The 16,306-nt window shown below is 64.8% G+C and carries 14 protein-coding genes; 7 read left to right on the forward strand and 7 right to left on the reverse strand.

All coding sequences use genetic code 11. The annotated features are described in order from the left end of the window. Nucleotides 1–192: 192 nt before the first annotated feature. The 6 genes from AC0L2D_RS23025 (at nucleotide 193) to AC0L2D_RS23050 (ending at nucleotide 7,840) form a co-directional block, all read left to right on the forward strand. Complete coding sequence (locus AC0L2D_RS23025) at nucleotides 193–711, forward strand: TonB-dependent receptor plug domain-containing protein (protein WP_473542527.1); 519 nt, start codon at nucleotides 193–195, stop codon at nucleotides 709–711. After that, on the forward strand, nucleotides 671–2,398 hold the full coding sequence (locus tag AC0L2D_RS23030) for a TonB-dependent siderophore receptor (protein WP_473542529.1): 1,728 nt from the start codon (nucleotides 671–673) through the stop codon (nucleotides 2,396–2,398). The genes AC0L2D_RS23025 and AC0L2D_RS23030 overlap by 41 nt, the downstream gene beginning before the upstream one ends. A 25-nt stretch (nucleotides 2,399–2,423) precedes the next feature. After that, nucleotides 2,424–3,284, forward strand: a complete 861-nt coding sequence (locus tag AC0L2D_RS23035; protein ID WP_473542530.1) for an ABC transporter substrate-binding protein — start codon at nucleotides 2,424–2,426, stop codon at nucleotides 3,282–3,284. Beyond that, nucleotides 3,281–5,284 carry a Fe(3+)-hydroxamate ABC transporter permease FhuB gene (gene fhuB / locus AC0L2D_RS23040; RefSeq protein ID WP_473542532.1) on the forward strand — a complete coding sequence of 668 codons (2,004 nt, stop codon included), beginning with the start codon at nucleotides 3,281–3,283 and terminating at the stop codon, nucleotides 5,282–5,284. The genes AC0L2D_RS23035 and fhuB overlap by 4 nt, the downstream gene beginning before the upstream one ends. Nucleotides 5,285–5,393: 109 nt before the next feature. Further along, the gene (locus AC0L2D_RS23045) at nucleotides 5,394–7,118 is read left to right on the forward strand and encodes an ABC transporter ATP-binding protein (RefSeq protein ID WP_473542534.1); all 1,725 of its coding nucleotides are present in this window, start codon (nucleotides 5,394–5,396) and stop codon (nucleotides 7,116–7,118) included. Between the two features lie 35 nt (nucleotides 7,119–7,153). Next, complete coding sequence (locus AC0L2D_RS23050) at nucleotides 7,154–7,840, forward strand: cysteine hydrolase family protein (RefSeq protein WP_013528962.1); 687 nt, start codon at nucleotides 7,154–7,156, stop codon at nucleotides 7,838–7,840. Nucleotides 7,841–7,846: 6 nt separating this feature from the next. Here AC0L2D_RS23050 and AC0L2D_RS23055 read toward each other — a convergent pair whose 3' ends face one another. After that, entirely contained in the window at nucleotides 7,847–8,788 is a 942-nt protein-coding gene (locus AC0L2D_RS23055; protein ID WP_013528961.1) for an LLM class flavin-dependent oxidoreductase, read from the reverse strand. A gap of 110 nt (nucleotides 8,789–8,898) precedes the next feature. After that, nucleotides 8,899–9,054: a hypothetical protein gene (locus AC0L2D_RS23060; protein WP_013528960.1), complete on the reverse strand. Its 156-nt coding sequence runs from the start codon at nucleotides 9,052–9,054 to the stop codon at nucleotides 8,899–8,901. Nucleotides 9,055–9,343: 289 nt separating this feature from the next. Between AC0L2D_RS23060 and AC0L2D_RS23065 the strand changes: the two genes are divergently transcribed. Continuing rightward, on the forward strand, nucleotides 9,344–10,111 hold the full coding sequence (locus AC0L2D_RS23065; RefSeq protein WP_024504731.1) for an SDR family NAD(P)-dependent oxidoreductase: 768 nt from the start codon (nucleotides 9,344–9,346) through the stop codon (nucleotides 10,109–10,111). Nucleotides 10,112–10,179: 68 nt separating this feature from the next. On the opposite strand, the gene AC0L2D_RS23070 is transcribed toward AC0L2D_RS23065, so the two are convergent. From AC0L2D_RS23070 to pcaF, 5 genes are all read right to left on the reverse strand, one after another. Further along, nucleotides 10,180–11,124, reverse strand: a complete 945-nt coding sequence (locus AC0L2D_RS23070; protein WP_473542537.1) for an ABC transporter permease — start codon at nucleotides 11,122–11,124, stop codon at nucleotides 10,180–10,182. Beyond that, on the reverse strand, nucleotides 11,121–12,176 hold the full coding sequence (locus AC0L2D_RS23075) for an ABC transporter permease (RefSeq protein WP_063169488.1): 1,056 nt from the start codon (nucleotides 12,174–12,176) through the stop codon (nucleotides 11,121–11,123). Before AC0L2D_RS23075 ends, AC0L2D_RS23070 begins: the two co-directional genes overlap by 4 nt. Continuing rightward, the gene (locus tag AC0L2D_RS23080; protein ID WP_473542540.1) at nucleotides 12,176–13,687 is read right to left on the reverse strand and encodes an ABC transporter ATP-binding protein; all 1,512 of its coding nucleotides are present in this window, start codon (nucleotides 13,685–13,687) and stop codon (nucleotides 12,176–12,178) included. Before AC0L2D_RS23080 ends, AC0L2D_RS23075 begins: the two co-directional genes overlap by 1 nt. A gap of 237 nt (nucleotides 13,688–13,924) precedes the next feature. Further along, nucleotides 13,925–14,956, reverse strand: a complete 1,032-nt coding sequence (locus tag AC0L2D_RS23085; protein ID WP_275953468.1) for a BMP family protein — start codon at nucleotides 14,954–14,956, stop codon at nucleotides 13,925–13,927. 143 nt (nucleotides 14,957–15,099) lie between these two features. Continuing rightward, a complete protein-coding gene (pcaF, locus tag AC0L2D_RS23090) occupies nucleotides 15,100–16,305 on the reverse strand; it encodes a 3-oxoadipyl-CoA thiolase (RefSeq protein WP_473542542.1) in 1,206 nt (401 codons plus the stop codon). Between the last annotated feature and the right edge of the window lies 1 nt (nucleotide 16,306).

Below are 16,306 nucleotides of genomic sequence, written 5' to 3' on the forward strand. Positions count from 1 at the left end.
GCGGCCGCCCGCATTTCCAGATTCCGGCTTTCGACGGCTCATGCCCGGTTGACTATGAAACATGACCTTACTAGTCAACATTGAAGATGACTGCAACGATCAACAAATCGTCGCGACCGGCAATATCGACATGAAATTTGGAAAAGGGGGCGCAGGATGATCTCGGGACGTGGACTGATTTGGCAGGACCGGATGGCGCGAAAGCGCCTGCTGATCGCAGCGGTGTCGGTGCCGGCCCTGCTTGGCTGCGGCCATGCCCTGGCCCAGGAGACGGTCACCACCACCCTGGACCCGATCAACGTCCAGGAACGTGTCGAAAGCGCCTTCGGGCCGGTCAAGGGCTACGTGGCCACCAAGGGCTCCACCGGCACCAAGACCGACACGCCGCTGATCGAGACGCCCCAGTCGATATCGGTGATCACCAAGGACCAGATGGAAGCACAGGCGATCGACAACCTCGGCGGCGTTCTGCGCTACACGCCCGGCGCCACCGGCGATCTCTACGGCACCGACAATCGCGGCCTCGGCCTGCAGTTGCGCGGCATTTCGAACGCCAACGGCGTCTTCTACAGGGACGGGCTACAGCTCAAGGAGAGCAATTTCACCCTGTTCACCGCACTCGATTCCTATGGCGCGGAACGCTACGAGGTGCTGCGCGGAACGCTACGAGGTGCTGCGCGGACCAGCGTCGGTGCTCTACGGCCAGGCTAGCCCCGGCGGCATCATCAACTATGTCAGCAAGCGGCCGACCGAGGAAAACCTGCGCGAGATCGAACTCGGTGGCGGCAGCTTCAATCGCTATGAAGGCAAGTTCGATTTCAGCGGTGCCGTGAACGCCGACAAGTCGCTGCTGTTTCGCCTCACCGGTGCCGCTCACATGGGCGACACGCAGACCGATTTCGTCAAGGACGACCGCATCTTCATCGCCCCGGCGATCACCTGGCAGCCCGATGCCGACACCAGCCTGACCATCCTCGCCAACTATCAGCGCGACCGCTCGGGATGGGCGATGCAGTACCTGCCTGCTTACGGCACGGTCGTACCGGGCAAGGACGGCAAGTACCTGCCGAACAGCATGTTCGTCGGCGAACCCGGCTTCGACTCCTACAACAACGACCAGGCCTCGATCGGCTACGAATTCGATCACCGTTTCAACGAAACCTGGCAGGTGCGACAGCATGCCCGCTACGTCCACCTCACTCACACCGAGGAGGGCGTCTTTGGTGGCGGACTGACGGACTCGAACGGCCTGGAACCTTCAAGCGGCGACTACTACCGTTACGCAGATGCCGGCGGCACCAAACTCAGCGGCGTCACCATCGACAACCAGGCACAAGCCGATTTCGACACCGGGCCGCTTGCCCACACGCTGCTCGTCGGCCTCGACTACAAACGCTACACTTACCGCGACTATGCCTCGGAAGGGACCGTCGAGGACGGTTTCAACATCTTCGATCCGGTTTACGGGTACCCGATCACCGATCTGACGCCCTACACCGATACCGACACCACCCAGCAGCAGGTCGGTCTCTATGCCCAGGACCAGGTCAAGTTCGGCAACTGGCGGCTGACCCTTGGCGGCCGCCAGGATTGGTCGGATGCCAAGGTCTACGACAATCTGGCCGGCGGCTACATTCCCGAGCAGAAGGACAACGCCTTCACCAGCCGCGCCGGCCTGGTCTATCTCGCAGACAACGGCCTGGCACCCTATGTCAGCTATTCCGAGTCGTTCCAGCCGGTGGCCGGCGCCGATAGCGACGGCAATCTGTTCGTGCCCGAGACCGGCAGGCAGTACGAGATCGGCCTGAAGTACCAGCCGACTGGCTGGAATTCCTTCATTACGGCATCGGTTTTCGACCTGACCCGACAGAATGTCGTGCGTTCCGGTAATGAGGGCTCACCCAACGATCTGTTCCAGACCGGTGAGATCCGTTCGCGCGGCGTGGAACTGGAAGCCGTGGCGAGCCTGGATGCGGGCCTCGATCTGAGAGCGGCCTACACCTACCTCGACACGAAGATCACCAGGGCGACCGCTGTCGAAGACGTCAACGGCGTCTGGGTCAGCAACGAGGGCAACACGCCCTTCGGCGTGCCGGCCCATTCCGCATCGCTTTGGGCCAATTACACCTTCATGAGCGGCAAGCTCGAAGGTCTCGGCCTGGGCGCCGGTGTCCGCTATGTCGGCTCGACCTATGGCGACGACGCCAACAGCTTCAAGGTTCCGTCGGTCGTGCTCGCCGACGCGGCGGTGCATTACGCCTGGCAGAACGCCACGCTCAGCCTCAATGCCAGCAATCTGTTCGACAAACGCTACGTCGCCTCCTGCTTCTCCTCGGGCTTCGGCTGCTTCTACGGCGAGGGCCGCAGGATCAACGGTTCGGTGAAATACACATGGTAGAAGCAATGTGGCGGGCCGGCCCAAAATGGCGGCGCTGACACGGCGCCAGTATCTTGCCGGCCTCGCCGCGACCGGTCTCGCTTTGCCGGGCGGCACGGCACGCGCGGCACCTGCCCGCGTCGTCTGCCTGGAATGGACATCGGCCGAAATGGTGGTCTCGCTCGGCGTGTCGCCGCTCGCCGTCGGCGACACCAGGGGTTATGGCGACTGGGTCCAGGGCCCGGCGCTGCCGCAGGCCACCATCGACCTGGGGTCGCGCAGCGAGCCCAATCTCGAACTGCTTCGGGAATTGCGGCCCGACCTGATCGTCGGCGCCTATGGCTATGGCTTGGACGAGAACAGCTTCACCAGATTGGCGCCGACCTTCAATGTGCCGTTCTACAGCGGCAAGGCTCCACCTTACGCGCAGGCGCAGCAGGTGACGCTGCAACTTGGCAACATGCTTGGCCGTGGGACGGAAGCAGAAAACCTTGTCGGGCGCACCGAAGCCTCGATCGCCCAAGCGCGTGCCAGGCTGGAGCGGGCGGTGCAAAAACCGGTCTGCGTCGTCAGCATGTTCGACGATCGCCATGTCCGCGTCTACGGCGCCGGCAGCCTGCTGCAGGACGTCCTCGACCGGCTCGGCCTCGTCAATGCCTGGACCGGCGCCACCGATGAATGGGGTTTTTCGACGGTCGGCATCGAGGAACTGGTCGCCGTCGGCGAGGCGCAACTGATCTCGCTCGATCCGATCCCGCCGCACGTCAGGATCAGGATCGCCCGCAACTCGCTCTGGGCCAATCTGCCCTGCGTCCGGAACGGCCAGGTGCGGACCATTCCGCCGGTCTGGCCGTTCGGCGGTCTCACTGCCGCCGCGCGTTTCGCCGAATTCGTGGCAGCGGCATGATCACTCAGGCAATGTCCCTGCCGCGACAGCGCGACGGCATCGGCGCGCTCATCCTGCTAGTTGCCGTGCCCGCGGGTCTGGCGCTGGTGCTGAGCGTCATCGATCTCATCCACCTTCTGCCGGCGCACCTGTGGTGGCAGGCGCTCACCGCCCCCGACACATCCGATCCAGTGCAGTTGCTGTATCGCTATGCTTTCCTGCCACGTGTCGCCGTCAGCGTGCTGGCCGGCGCGGCGCTCGGTCTCGCCGGTGTCGTCATGCAGCATGTGCTGCGCAACCCGCTGGCCGAGCCGACCACGATCGGCACCAATGCCGGAGCAAGCCTCGCTTTGGCGGCCGCCACCCTCTACGCACCATGGCTGCTGGAAGGCGGCCGTGAAGGGGTGGCGCTGGCTGGCGGCGCTCTCGCCACATCAGCCGTTTTCGCACTGGCGCGCGGGCGCAGCTTTTCGCCAGTGTCGATCATCATCGCCGGCCTCGTCGTCAGCCTCAGTTTCGGTTCGGCCGGCGCGCTGCTGATGGCGCTCAACCGCGAATACACCGAGGAGCTGTTCATCTGGCAGAGCGGCTCGCTGGTGCAGAATGGCGATGCGGCCGTCGTTGCTCTGGCACCGTGGCTGCTGGCCGGCATCTTCGCCGCGTTCCTGCTCTGGCGACCGCTACGCCTGCTCGATCTCAGCGACGACGGCGCGGCATCGCTCGGCACCCGCCCGGCCGTCATCCGCCTTGCCGGCATGGCTGTCGCCGTCTCGCTTGGCGCGTTGGTCATCGCCGAGGTCGGCGTCATCGGGTTCGTGGCGCTCGCTGCCCCGGCGCTGGCGCGGCTGGCCGGAGCGCGCACGCTTGGCCGCCGCCTGGTCTGGTCGCCGCTGGTCGGCGGCGCCCTGCTCTGGCTCACCGACCGTCTGGTGCAGCATCTGCCGTTCGCCGGCGAAATCCCCGCCGGCACCGCGACCGCTTTGCTCGGCGCGCCGCTGCTGCTGTTCCTGTTGCCGCGAATGCGAACCACCCCCGAAAGGCAGGCCGATATGATGTCGTCCGTACGCCTGCCGACAAACGGCCTGCCGTTGATCGCCGGCCTGCTGGCGCTCATCCTCGCGGTTGTCGTCGCAATGGGCTTTGGCCGTGGCGCAGGCGGTTGGCACTGGATCGCATCCGAGGATTTGACCGAGCTGCTTGCCCTGCGCGCGCCTCGCGTCGTCGTCGCCCTGTCGGCGGGCGTCCTGCTCGCGGTCGCTGGCACGCTGATGCAGCGCATGACCGGCAACCCGATGGCCGCACCCGAAGTGCTCGGCATTTCCGGCGGCGCCTCTTTCGGCGTGCTGGCGCTGCTGTTGCTCAGCGACGGCTTCGACCGCGCGGCAATGCTCGGCGCCGCACTCGCGGGCGCCTTGCTGGCGCTGACGATCGTCGTGCTGGTCGGGCGGCGCAATGCACTGTCGCCGGCGCGGCTGCTGCTTGCCGGCGTCGCCGTGGCGACGGTCGCGTCGGCCTTCGCCGCGCTGCTTCTGGCCAGCGGCGATCCGCGCACGGGCTTCCTGCTCGCCTGGCTATCGGGATCGACCTATCGCGCAACGCCCAATGATGCCTTCACTGCCGCTGCGGTCGCGGTCGCCGTCCTCGCGCTGGCGCCGCTGACGGCGCGCTGGCTCGATATAGTGCCGCTCGGCGAAACTGCCGCGCGTGGCCTTGGCCTGCGGCTTGGACGGGTTCGCGCCATTCTGCTGGCACTTACCGCGCTGGCCACCGCAACCGCGACATTGGTCATCGGCCCGCTGAGCTTCGTCGGCCTGATGGCGCCGCATCTCGCGCGCATGCTCGGCTTCCGCCGTGCCGTGCCGCAGCTTCTGGCCTCGGCCATGACAGGCGGGCTGATCCTCGTTGCCGCCGACTGGGCAGGCCGGACGCTGATCTTTCCCTGGCAAGTGCCGGCCGGGCTCATCGCCGCCTTCGTCGGCGGCCCCTATTTCATGGCGCTGATGTGGCAAGGCAGGCAATGAAGTCGGCCCTGGCATATTGCCGGCCCTGCCCTGCCGATTGTAAGCAGCGCCCATCGATGGCGGCCGGTGCCCTCGCCGCGTCCATCAAGACAGCTTGCGGTTCACCTCGATGATCAGACGTTTCCTGTCCTATTACGCGCCCTGGAAGGGGCTGTTCGCGCTCGACTTCTCCTGCGCGGTGCTGGCCGGCCTGCTCGAACTCGGCTTTCCCATGGCGGTCCGCACCTTCGTCGACCAGCTCCTGCCACGGCAGGACTGGACGCTGATCATCATCGCCTCGGCTGGGCTGCTGGTAATCTATCTGCTCAACACGGTGCTGATGGCGGTCGTCACCTATTGGGGCCACATGCTTGGCATCAACATCGAGACCGAGATGCGGCGCAAGAGCTTCGATCATCTGCAGAAACTGTCGTTCCGCTTCTACGACAACCACAAGACCGGCCATCTCGTCGGTCGCGTCACCAAGGATCTCGAGGAGATCGGCGAGATCGCGCATCATGGCCCCGAGGACCTGTTCATCGCCATCATGACGTTCGCCGGCGCCTTCGTGCTGATGTTCACGGTCAACATGCATCTGGCGCTGATCACGGCGGTGATCGTGCCTCTGATCGCCTGGGTGACGATGCGCTACGGCGACCGCATGGAGCGCAACTGGCAGGCGCTCTACCGGCGTGTCGGCGATTTCAACGTCCGCATCGAGGAGAATGTCGGCGGCATGCGCGTCGTCCAGGCCTTCGCCAACGAGGAGCATGAGCGCACGCTGTTCGCGCATGACAACCAGCGCTACCGCCAGACCAAGCTCGACGCCTACCGCATCATGTCGGCCAGCAATTCGCTGAACTACATGGGCATAAGGCTGATCCAGCTCGTGGTCATGATTGCCGGCAGCTACCTCGTCATCACGGGAGGCCTGAGCAATGGCGGCTTCGTCGGCTTCCTGCTTTTGGTCGGCGTCTTCGTGCGGCCGATCGAGAAGATCAATTCGGTGATCGAGACCTATCCAAAAGGCATTGCCGGCTTCCGCCGCTACACAGAGTTGCTCGACACCGAACCCGACATCGCCGACCGGGCCGGTGCCGTTACCGCCAGCGGCCTCAAGGGCTCCATCGAATATCGCGGTGTGAGCTTCGGCTACGGCGACGGCAAGCCGGTGCTCAGGGATATCGATCTCACCATCGGCGCCGGCGAAACCATCGCCTTCGTCGGGCCGTCGGGTGCCGGCAAGACCACCATATGCTCGCTGCTGCCGCGGTTCTACGAAGTCAGCGCCGGGCGGATCAGCATCGACGGCATCGATATCAGGGACATGACGCTCGCTTCGCTGCGCGGCCAGATCGGCATCGTCCAGCAGGATGTCTTCCTGTTCGGCGGCTCAATCCGCGAAAACATCGCCTATGGCCGTCTAGGCGCCTCCGACGACGCCATCGCCGATGCCGCGCGGCGGGCGCAGCTCGACGGCATGATATCAGGCCTGCCGGCCGGTTATGACACGATCATCGGCGAGCGCGGCGTAAAACTGTCCGGCGGCCAAAAGCAGCGGCTGGCGATTGCCCGTATGTTCTTGAAGAACCCGCCGATCCTGATCCTCGACGAGGCGACGTCGGCGCTCGACACCGAGACCGAGCGCGAAATCCAGAAATCGCTGGCCGAACTTGCCGAAGGCCGAACCACGCTGGTCATCGCACACCGGCTGGCCACGATCCGCGGCGCCGACCGCATCGTCGTCGTCTCGGAGTCGGGCGTCGTCGAGCAGGGGTCGCACAGCGAACTGATCCGTGCCGGCGGCATCTATCGACGCCTGCACGACGCCCAGCATCTGGTGTCATCGCGTTGATCCACTATGGTAGCGGCCAAGCAGGGAGCCCCCGGATGATCAAGGCAACGCCCTTCGACTTTCCCTTTGACGGCAGGCTGGTGGCCGAAAACACCGCGCTGATCGTCATCGACCTGCAGCAGGATTTCCTGTCGACGACGGGCTACTTCGCCAGGCAGGGCTATGATCCGTCGCCTCTGAGAGCGATCCTGCCGACGGTGAGCCGGCTGATCGCGGCCGCGCGCAAGGCCGGCGTCAGGGTCATCCATACCAGGCAGGGCTATAGGGCCGACATGGCCGATATGACGCCTTACGAAAAATGGCGCCGCAAGCGCTCCGGTCTCGACGGCACCGATATCCTGCTGCGCTCGGGCACGGGGTTCCAGATCGTTCCGGAGATCGACGTGGCACCGCACGACATCATCGTCGACAAGACCTGCAACAGCGCCTTCATTTATACGGATTTCGAGCTTGTGCTCCGCGCGCAAGGCATCACGCATCTCATGTTTTCCGGATGCACGACGGATGTCTGCGTCCACACCACGCTGCGCGAAGCCTGCGACCGCAACTTTCAATGCCTGACGATTTCCGACGCCTGCGCCAGCGGCGACAAACAAGCCCACGAGGCCGCGCTTCATATGGTGACGGTCGAAGATGGCGTCTTCGGCGCGCTGGCGGATTCGGGCGCTGTCATTGAAGGCCTGTCGCGGCTTGGCGACAGGCCAGAGGCAACAAAAGGCTGAAGGACTTCAGCCCGTTGCGCGCGTCTCCAATCCTGCACGAGACGCATATGCCCCAGGCTGGAATGCCTCGTGTTCGCGACGCGCCAGCGAATTGCGCAGCAGGGCGATCGTTTCCCGGCCGAGCGTTGCGATCTCGCGTGGCGTGTCGACACCGACAATCATGAATTCATCGATCCCGAGGGCTGCATAGGCAAGCAGCGACAGGGCGGCCTGGGCTGGCGGCCCGGCAACATCGACCGCCTTGTGACCGGAGGCGGAAGCACCTTGGTGAATCCCGACCGGAAGCGCGAAGCGCAGCTTGCCGGCCCGGCCATGTTCGGCGGCGGAGCGGCGCACCCGCTCCATCAATTGCCGGATCTCGTCGATCGAGCCCGGCGCCAGTTCAAAGACATCGGCATGTCGGCCGGCCACCTTGAGCGCCGTTCCGGACTGCCCGCCCATGCGGATGACCAGGTCGGCGCCGTGCGGTCCCTTGCGCGGCACGTAGCCGCCCTTGATGCTGTAGAACGTTCCTTCGTGGTCGAAGGGCCGGTCGTTCGACCACAGCCGCTTCAGCAGCACCAGATATTCGTCTATTCGCTGCCAGATGACGGTGTGCCCGACCGGCCGTGTTTCGGCGTCGGCATCGCTCAGCGGCTCGCTGATCATTCTCAGCGCCAGGCGTCCGCCGCTTTGCCTGTCGATCGACGCCAGTTGGCGGGCCGCCACGGTCGGTTCGACCACGCCCGCCCAATGGGTGAGCACGACTTCCAGCGACGAGGTGCGATCGAGCACCTGGGCCGCAAGATCCATGTTGGTCAGCAGTCCGGCCGAATCGTCGACGACGATCTTGCGGAAGCCGCCGTCCTCGATCAGCCCGAGCTTGGTCGCGGTCTCGGCAAAGTCGTAGAAAAAGGGAACCGCGGCATCGGCGGTCTTGCCGGGAATATGCGTGAACTCGATCGGCATTGCCATGTCCTCCGTGGTGTCGGGCGCGCGAAAGCACGCCGAGGATTCGGTTCATTCAACTCCAATTGCCTGTAAGTGGTGGGGCAGCTAACCCCGGTCGATCTGACGACTCAGGGAATAAGACCCAGAACAACGGCCCCGGTGAACACGAACGCAAGGGCAAAGACGAGATAGGCGAAAGCCCCGGCATAGGCCGGGCGGAAGGTCTGGGCATTGGCCGCCCGCTGACCACTGCGATCCGTCTGGGCGTTCTGGATATAGGACATATCGACCTCCGTCTCGTCGGTTAATCTATAAAACTTGTAGACTTTGTCGATTGCTATTTTTCGGTCAAATCTAGAATAATTTTCTCTTAGGTGATGGGAAGTTGGTAGCCACTTGCTTACAGGGGCACTCGGGCGGCCGATCCGTATGGCGCGTCCGTTTTCGGGTCTGCGTCCGAATGGACCTATGGCCTTGCCCTCGCGGCATTCAATTCGTGGATTGGCCGCCCGTCGCCGGCGCGGTAGCATCGCCCAACCAGCAAAGCGAAATCGTCACATAGGGGCAGAAAAAATGGGCACAAGACTGGCCGGCAAGGTCGCCATCATTTCGGGCGGCGCGACGGGAATGGGTGGAGCAGCCTCGGAGCTGTTCGCCGCCGAAGGCGCCAAGGTGGCGATCATCGACCGCAACGGCGAGGCGGCCGCCGCAACCGCAGCGACAATCAGGGCACGCGGCCATGTCGCCGAGCATTTTGTCGCCGACGTCTCCGACGAGGCACAGGTCGAAGCCGCCGTGAAGGGTGCTATCGAAAAACTCGGGCCCATCACCGTGCTGTTCAACCACGCCGGCACCATCGTGATAAAGCCCTTCCTGGAGACCACGGTGCAGGAATGGGATTGGCTGCATGCCGTCAATGTGCGCTCGATGTTCCTGATGACGCGCGCCGTTTTGCCCGGCATGATTGCGGCGGGCGGCGGCTCGATCGTCTGCACCTCGTCGATCTCGGCGGTGGCGGCTACTCCCAACGAAGTGCTCTATGACACCACCAAGGGCGCTTGCCACATGTTCGCCCGCGCCATCGCCGTCGAGTTCCGCGACCGCAACATCCGCTGCAACGCCGTCTGCCCGGGCTTCATCCGCACGCCGCACGGCCTGCGCGAGGTTGCCGACCTCGGCAGGCTCGGCGTCGATGTCTCGGACGCAGCGCTGGCCGCGCAGCAGGGCCGCATCGGCGAGCCGGAAGAGGTGGCGAGGGCGGCGCTTTACCTGGCCAGCGACGAGTCGAGCTTCGTCAACGGCACGCATCTGTTCGTCGACAACGGTTTTACCGCGATGTGAGGCGACGCCTGGCGCCCTTCCTCTCCCCCGTCGATCGGGGGAGAGGAAATGGCACCAAGCCCTGCTTGCTAACGCTCCTCCCTGCGAAATGGCTTGAGCAGCGCCGACGGTGCCACCGCGTTGCGCGACATCACAGCCATGGCGACGATGGTGAAGATGAACGGCAGCATCAGGAACGCCTCGTAGGGGATGTGTCCGAGCCCGCTCGCCTGCATGCGCAGCTGCAAGGCATCGACGAAGGCGAACAGAAGTGCCGCACCCGCCGAGCGCCATGGATCCCAGCGGCCGAAGACGACCAGCGCGATCGCCACCCAGCCGCGCCCCGACACCACGCCGAAGGTGAAGGCGTTGAACTGCGCCATCGACAGGAAGGCGCCGGCCAGCCCCATCAGCGCGCCGCCGAGGACAACCGCCTGAAAGCGCGTGGCGATGACGCTGACACCGGCCGAATCGGCAGCACGCGGATTTTCACCGACCATGCGCACCGACAGGCCCCATGGCGTGCGGTAGAGTATGACAGCGGCCAACGGAATGGCCAGGATCGCCATGTAGACCAGCGCGAACTGGTTGAACACCGCCGGCCCGAGCACCGGAATGTCGGACAGGATCGGGATCGGCAGCGTCTGAAAACCATTGATGTTGGGCGGCACAGACTGCTGGCCGAAGATCAGCCGGTAGAGGAAATAGGCAAGGCCCGACGAGAACAGCGTCACGCCGATGCCGCAGACATGCTGGCTGAGGCCGAGCACCACCGTGAACAACGCATGCAGCGCGCCCATCAGCATGCCGGTCAGCACCGCCGCCAGCACGCCGAGCCACAGGCTGCCGCTGAGGCTGGCAGCGGTGAAGCCTGTCATCGCCGACAAAAGCATGATGCCTTCGATGCCGAGATTGAGCACGCCGGCCCGTTCCGAGAACATTTCGCCCAGCGTTGCAAAAGCCAGCGGCGTGGCGATACGAATGATCGCGGCCAGAAAACCGACCTGGAAGATCTGTTCGAACACCGCGCTCATCGGGCAACCCCGACGCGGCGGATGCGATAGGCGGTGAACAGCAGCGCCACCAGCATGGCGAGCAGTGCAGTGCCCTGGATGACATCGCTGAGGAAGGCCGGCACGCCGGTCGCCCGCGACATCGCCTCGGCGCCGGTCATCACGGCGGCAAGGAAGATCGCCGCCGGCACGACGCCAAGCGGGTTGAGCCGCGCCAGCATGGCCACGACGATGCCGGAATAGCCGTAGCCCGGCGAGATGTCGCTCATCACCTGGAAATGCACGCCGCCGACCTCGCCGACGCCGGCCAGTCCGGCCAGCGCGCCGGACAGCAGCGCTGTCGAGATCAGCACGCGCTCGACATGGATGCCGCCATATCTGGCCGCTTCCGGGTTTTCGCCGGTGACCCTTATCCTGAAGCCGAGCGTGGTGCGCACGATCAGGAACCAGATCAGCGGTGCCGCCAGCAGCGCCACGATAACGCCGAGATGCAGCCTTGTACCTTCGATCAGCACAGGGAAATTGGCCGAATCCTCTATCGGCGGCGAGATCGGATAGCCGCTGAAGGAGTCCTTCCACGGTCCTTCGATCAGCGCCATCAGCGCGTAGTAGATGACCGAGTTGAGCAGCAGCGAACTGACGACATCGTCGACCTTGAATTTTACCCTGAGGGTCGCCGGCACCAGCGCGACCGCGGCCCCGGCCGCAGCGCCTGCGACCGCCATCAACACCATGGCGAGCGGTCCCGGCATCGGGATGGCGCCGACAAAGCAGCTGGCCACCGCGCCGGCCAGCAATTGACCCTCGGCGCCGATGTTCCAGAATTTTGCCCGGAAGGCGACCGCCACCGCCAGTCCGGTGAAGATCATCGGCGCGGCGCGCACCATCGTTTCGGTGATCGCATAGCTGTCGCCCAGCGAGGCCGTGAACATCACGCCATACGCATCGAGCACGCCGGCGCCGGCCAGCGCGATCAGGCCGCTGCACAGGACAAGCGTAGCGCCGATAGCCAGCAGCGGCAAAGCGAGGTTGAACCAGGCCGGCGTAGAGGTGCGGACTTCCAGGCGAAACATCAGCTGTGCCCCTCCGCCCCGGTCATCATCAGGCCGAGCTGTGCGATCGTTGCATCGGCGCTGTCGAGCGTGCCGACAATGCGGCCCTCATACATCACCGCGATGCGATCGCAGAGCACCAGCAGCTCTTCCAGATCCTCGCCGATGACGATGATGCCGCAGCCCTTGGCCCGCATGTCGAGGAACTTTTCGTGGATGAAACGCGCCGCGCCGATATCGAGCCCGCGCGTCGGTTGCGAGACGATCAGAACCTTCGGGTCGAAAGCGAGTTCGCGCGCCAGAAGGGCCTTCTGCAGATTGCCGCCGGACAGCGCTCCCGCGCGGGTCATAGGCCCAGGGCACCTGATATCATAGGCCTTGATCTGCTCTTCCGCGAAGGCGCGGATCGTATCCGGCTTGAGCAGGCCCTTGCTGCTGAACGCGGCGGTGCCGATGCGCGGCAACACCATCGAATCCGCGAGCGGCAGGTTGGTAACCAGCCCCGTCGTCATACGGTCTTCCGGGATACGGCCGAGACCGAGCGCCTGCACCTCGCGGGGCGAAAAGCGTGAGACTTTCTGGCCGGCGATCGTCATCCGGCCGGCGTCAGGTACGCGCACGCCGGAGATGACCTCCGCCAGCGCGCGCTGGCCATTGCCCGACACGCCGGCAATGCCGAGGATTTCGCCTGCACGCACGGCAAGCGACACGTCGCGCAGCGCCGTACCCGAATGACGCGAGGTGGAAATGCCGTCGAGGGTCAGCACCGCAGCACCCGGCGTCGATGGTCCCCGCGCCGGCGGCACGATCTCATGGCCGCACATCAGTTGCGCCATTGCGGACGATGTCGTGTTGGCGGGATCGTCGACGCGGCCGGCGACGCGCCCATGCCGCAGCACTGTGCAGCGATGCGTCAGTGCCCGCACCTCGTTGAGCTTGTGCGAGATGAAGATGATGCCGAGCCCTTGCGCCGCCATCGACCGCAACGCCGAAAACAGCCCGTCGACCTCGCTCGGCGCCAGCACCGCCGTCGGCTCGTCGAGGATCAAGAGCCTGGCGCCGCGAAACAGTGCCTTGACGATTTCGAGCCGCTGCTGCTCGCCGACCGACAGCGCCGAGACCGGAAGATCGGGATCAAGCGTCAGCCCATGCTGGCGGCCGATCTCGGCCAGCCGCGCCAGCCCGCCGGCGCGGTCGATCCGCCCTGTCTTGCCGGGAATGCCTATCAGCAGGTTCTCCAGCACCGTCAGCCTTGGCGCCAGATGAAAATGCTGGTGCACCATGCCGATGCCGGCGGCTAGCGCATCGGCGGAACTTGTGATCCGCACCGGCCTGCCCTGGATGAGAATCTCGCCGGCGTCGGGCGCATAGGCGCCGAACAGCACGTTCATCAGCGTCGTCTTGCCGGCGCCGTTCTCGCCCAGCAGCCCGAGGATCTCGCCCGGCGCGACGCTAAGGTCGACAGCCTCGTTCGCCTTGACGGCGCCGAAGCTCTTGGTGATGCCGCGCATTTCGATGAGGGGGGCGGACAAGGGGGCTCCTGAACGTACGGGCTTTGCGATTCAGCTTTGATTGAGAGGAATGCGCTGCACCCCCCTCTGGCCTGCCGGCCATCTCCCCCTCAAGGGGGAGATTGGATGTCATATCGGCTTTCGCCAATTTTCTACGTCGAACAGTGCCGCCGACGAAGCTGCCAATCTCCCCCCTTGAGGGGGAGATGTCCGGCAGGACAGAGGGGGGCGCCTAGCACCAGCCCCTCAAACCAGAACTCAATCCGAAACCGGCGTGTTCTCGTCCACGTCGACGCGGAAATTGCCTTCGAGGATCTCGGCTTTCTTCTTTTCGACCAGCTCCTTCACATCAGCCGGCAGCGTCTTGTCGAACTTGTGGTAAGGCGCCAGATGCGAGCCGCCCTTGGCCATGCGCGAGAAGTCGCCATAGTCCTGCGCGGTGAAGACGCCGGCCTTGACCAGCTTGATCGCCTGTTCGACCGTCGGATACATGTCCCAGACCGGGCCGGTGATGACCGTATCCGGGCCGAGACTCGACTGGTCGGACATGTTGGAGATGGCAAGGATCTTCTTGTCGACCGCCGCTTCGATGACACCGAAGCGCTCGGCATAGATGACGTCGACGCCGGCGTCGATCTGCGCGACCGCCGCTTCCTTGGCCTTGGGCGGATCGAAGAACGAGCCGATGAAGGCGACCTTCTTCTTGATGTTCGGGTTGACCTCCTTGGCGCCGGCGAAGAAGGCGTTGACCAGCCGGTTCACTTCCGGAATGCCCATCGCCGCGACGGCGCCGATCGTGCCCGACTTCGACATCTTGCCGGCGATCATGCCGGAGAGATAGGCGGGCTCGTGGATCCAGTTGTCGAACACGCCGAAATTCGGTTCTGCGGGCCCAGCACCGGAGCCGAACAGCCAGGCGGTCTTCGGGAACTGCTTGGCGGTGCGGCGCGATTCACGCTCGGCGGCGAAGGCATCACCCAGCACCAGCTGGTAGCCGCCTTGCGCGTATTCGCGCATGACGCGGCTGAAATCGGCGGTCTGCACCTTCTCCGACCATTTGTATTCGATGCCGAGTTCCTTCTCGGCTTTCTGCAGGGCGACATGGATCTGGTTGTCCCATGGCTCCTCGATCGGCGTGGCAAAGATCGCCGCCACCTTCAGTTTCTTGTCCTTGCCGAAGGCTGCACCCGGCAGCACTGCCGCAGCCAGGCCAAGCGCGCCCAACTCCAGCACATTGCGTCGCGAAAGCCCTTCGCGTGCGGATTGAAATCTGTTCTTTCGGTTTTCCATTGCATTCCCCTCTGTTCGACAGCCGTGTCGAGCCGGCTGTTCTAAAAATCAGACGAGGAACTATGGAACGGGTCCGGACTTTTGTCCACGTGGTCAAATTTGACCGCACCGGATTCTCGAAGTCAGCCGGAGAGACTTGCCGATCAGACCCGTTCCAGTGCGATCGCGATGCCCTGGCCGACGCCGATGCACATGGTGGCAAGCGCATACCGGCCGCCGCGCTCGCGAAGCTCCAGTGCCGCCGTGCCGGATATGCGGGCGCCCGACATGCCCAGGGGATGGCCAAGCGCGATGGCGCCGCCATTCGGGTTGACGTGTTCGGCGTCCTCGGCAATGCCGAGCTGGCGCAGCACGGCGATGCCTTGCGAGGCAAAGGCTTCGTTGAGCTCGATGACGTCGAACTGTTTTGGCGTCAGGCCAAGCCGCGCGCAGAGTTTTTGCGTCGCCGGCACCGGGCCGATGCCCATGATGCGCGGCGCCACGCCGGCGGCAGCCCCGCCGAGGATGCGGGCGATCGGCGTCAGCCCATACTTTTTCACCGCCGCCTCGGAGGCAACGATCAGCACCGCCGCGCCGTCATTGACGCCGGAGGCGTTGCCGGCCGTCACCGTGCCGCCCTGCCGGAACGGCGTCGGCAGCTTGGCCAGCGCCTCGACCGTTGAGCCCGCGCGGGGGTGTTCATCCTTGCTGACAATGAGCGCATCGCCCTTGCGCTGCAGGATGGTCACTGGGGTGATCTCCTTTGCCAATCTTCCATTGGCTTGTGCGGCGACGGCCTTGTTCTGGCTGCGCACTGCGAAGGCGTCCTGGTCGGCCCGCGACACCGAAAAATCCTCGGCGACGTTCTCGCCGGTTTCCGGCATGGAATCGACGCCATACTGCTTCTTCATCAGCGGGTTGACGAAGCGCCAGCCGATGGTGGTGTCGTAAATCTCGGCATTGCGCGAGAACGCCGTGTCGGCCTTGGGCATGACGAAGGGTGCCCGGCTCATCGATTCGACGCCGCCCGCGATCATCAGCTCCGCCTCGCCGGCCTTGATGGCTCGGGCGGCAATGGTCAGCGCATCCATGCCGGAGCCGCACAGGCGATTGACGGTCGAGCCCGGGACCTCCTTTGGCAGCCCTGCCAGCAGCAGCGCCATGCGCGCTACGTTGCGATTGTCCTCGCCGGCCTGGTTGGCGCAGCCATAGACGACATCGTCGATCGCCTGCCAGTCGATGCCCGGATTGCGCTCGGCCAGCGCCCTCAGCGGTATCGCGCCAAGATCGTCCGATCGCACCGAAGACAGCGAGCCACCGAAGCGGCCGATCGGCGTGCGGATGTAGTCGCAGATATAGGCCTCGGCCATG

This window comes from Mesorhizobium sp. WSM4833 (assembly GCF_055811095.1).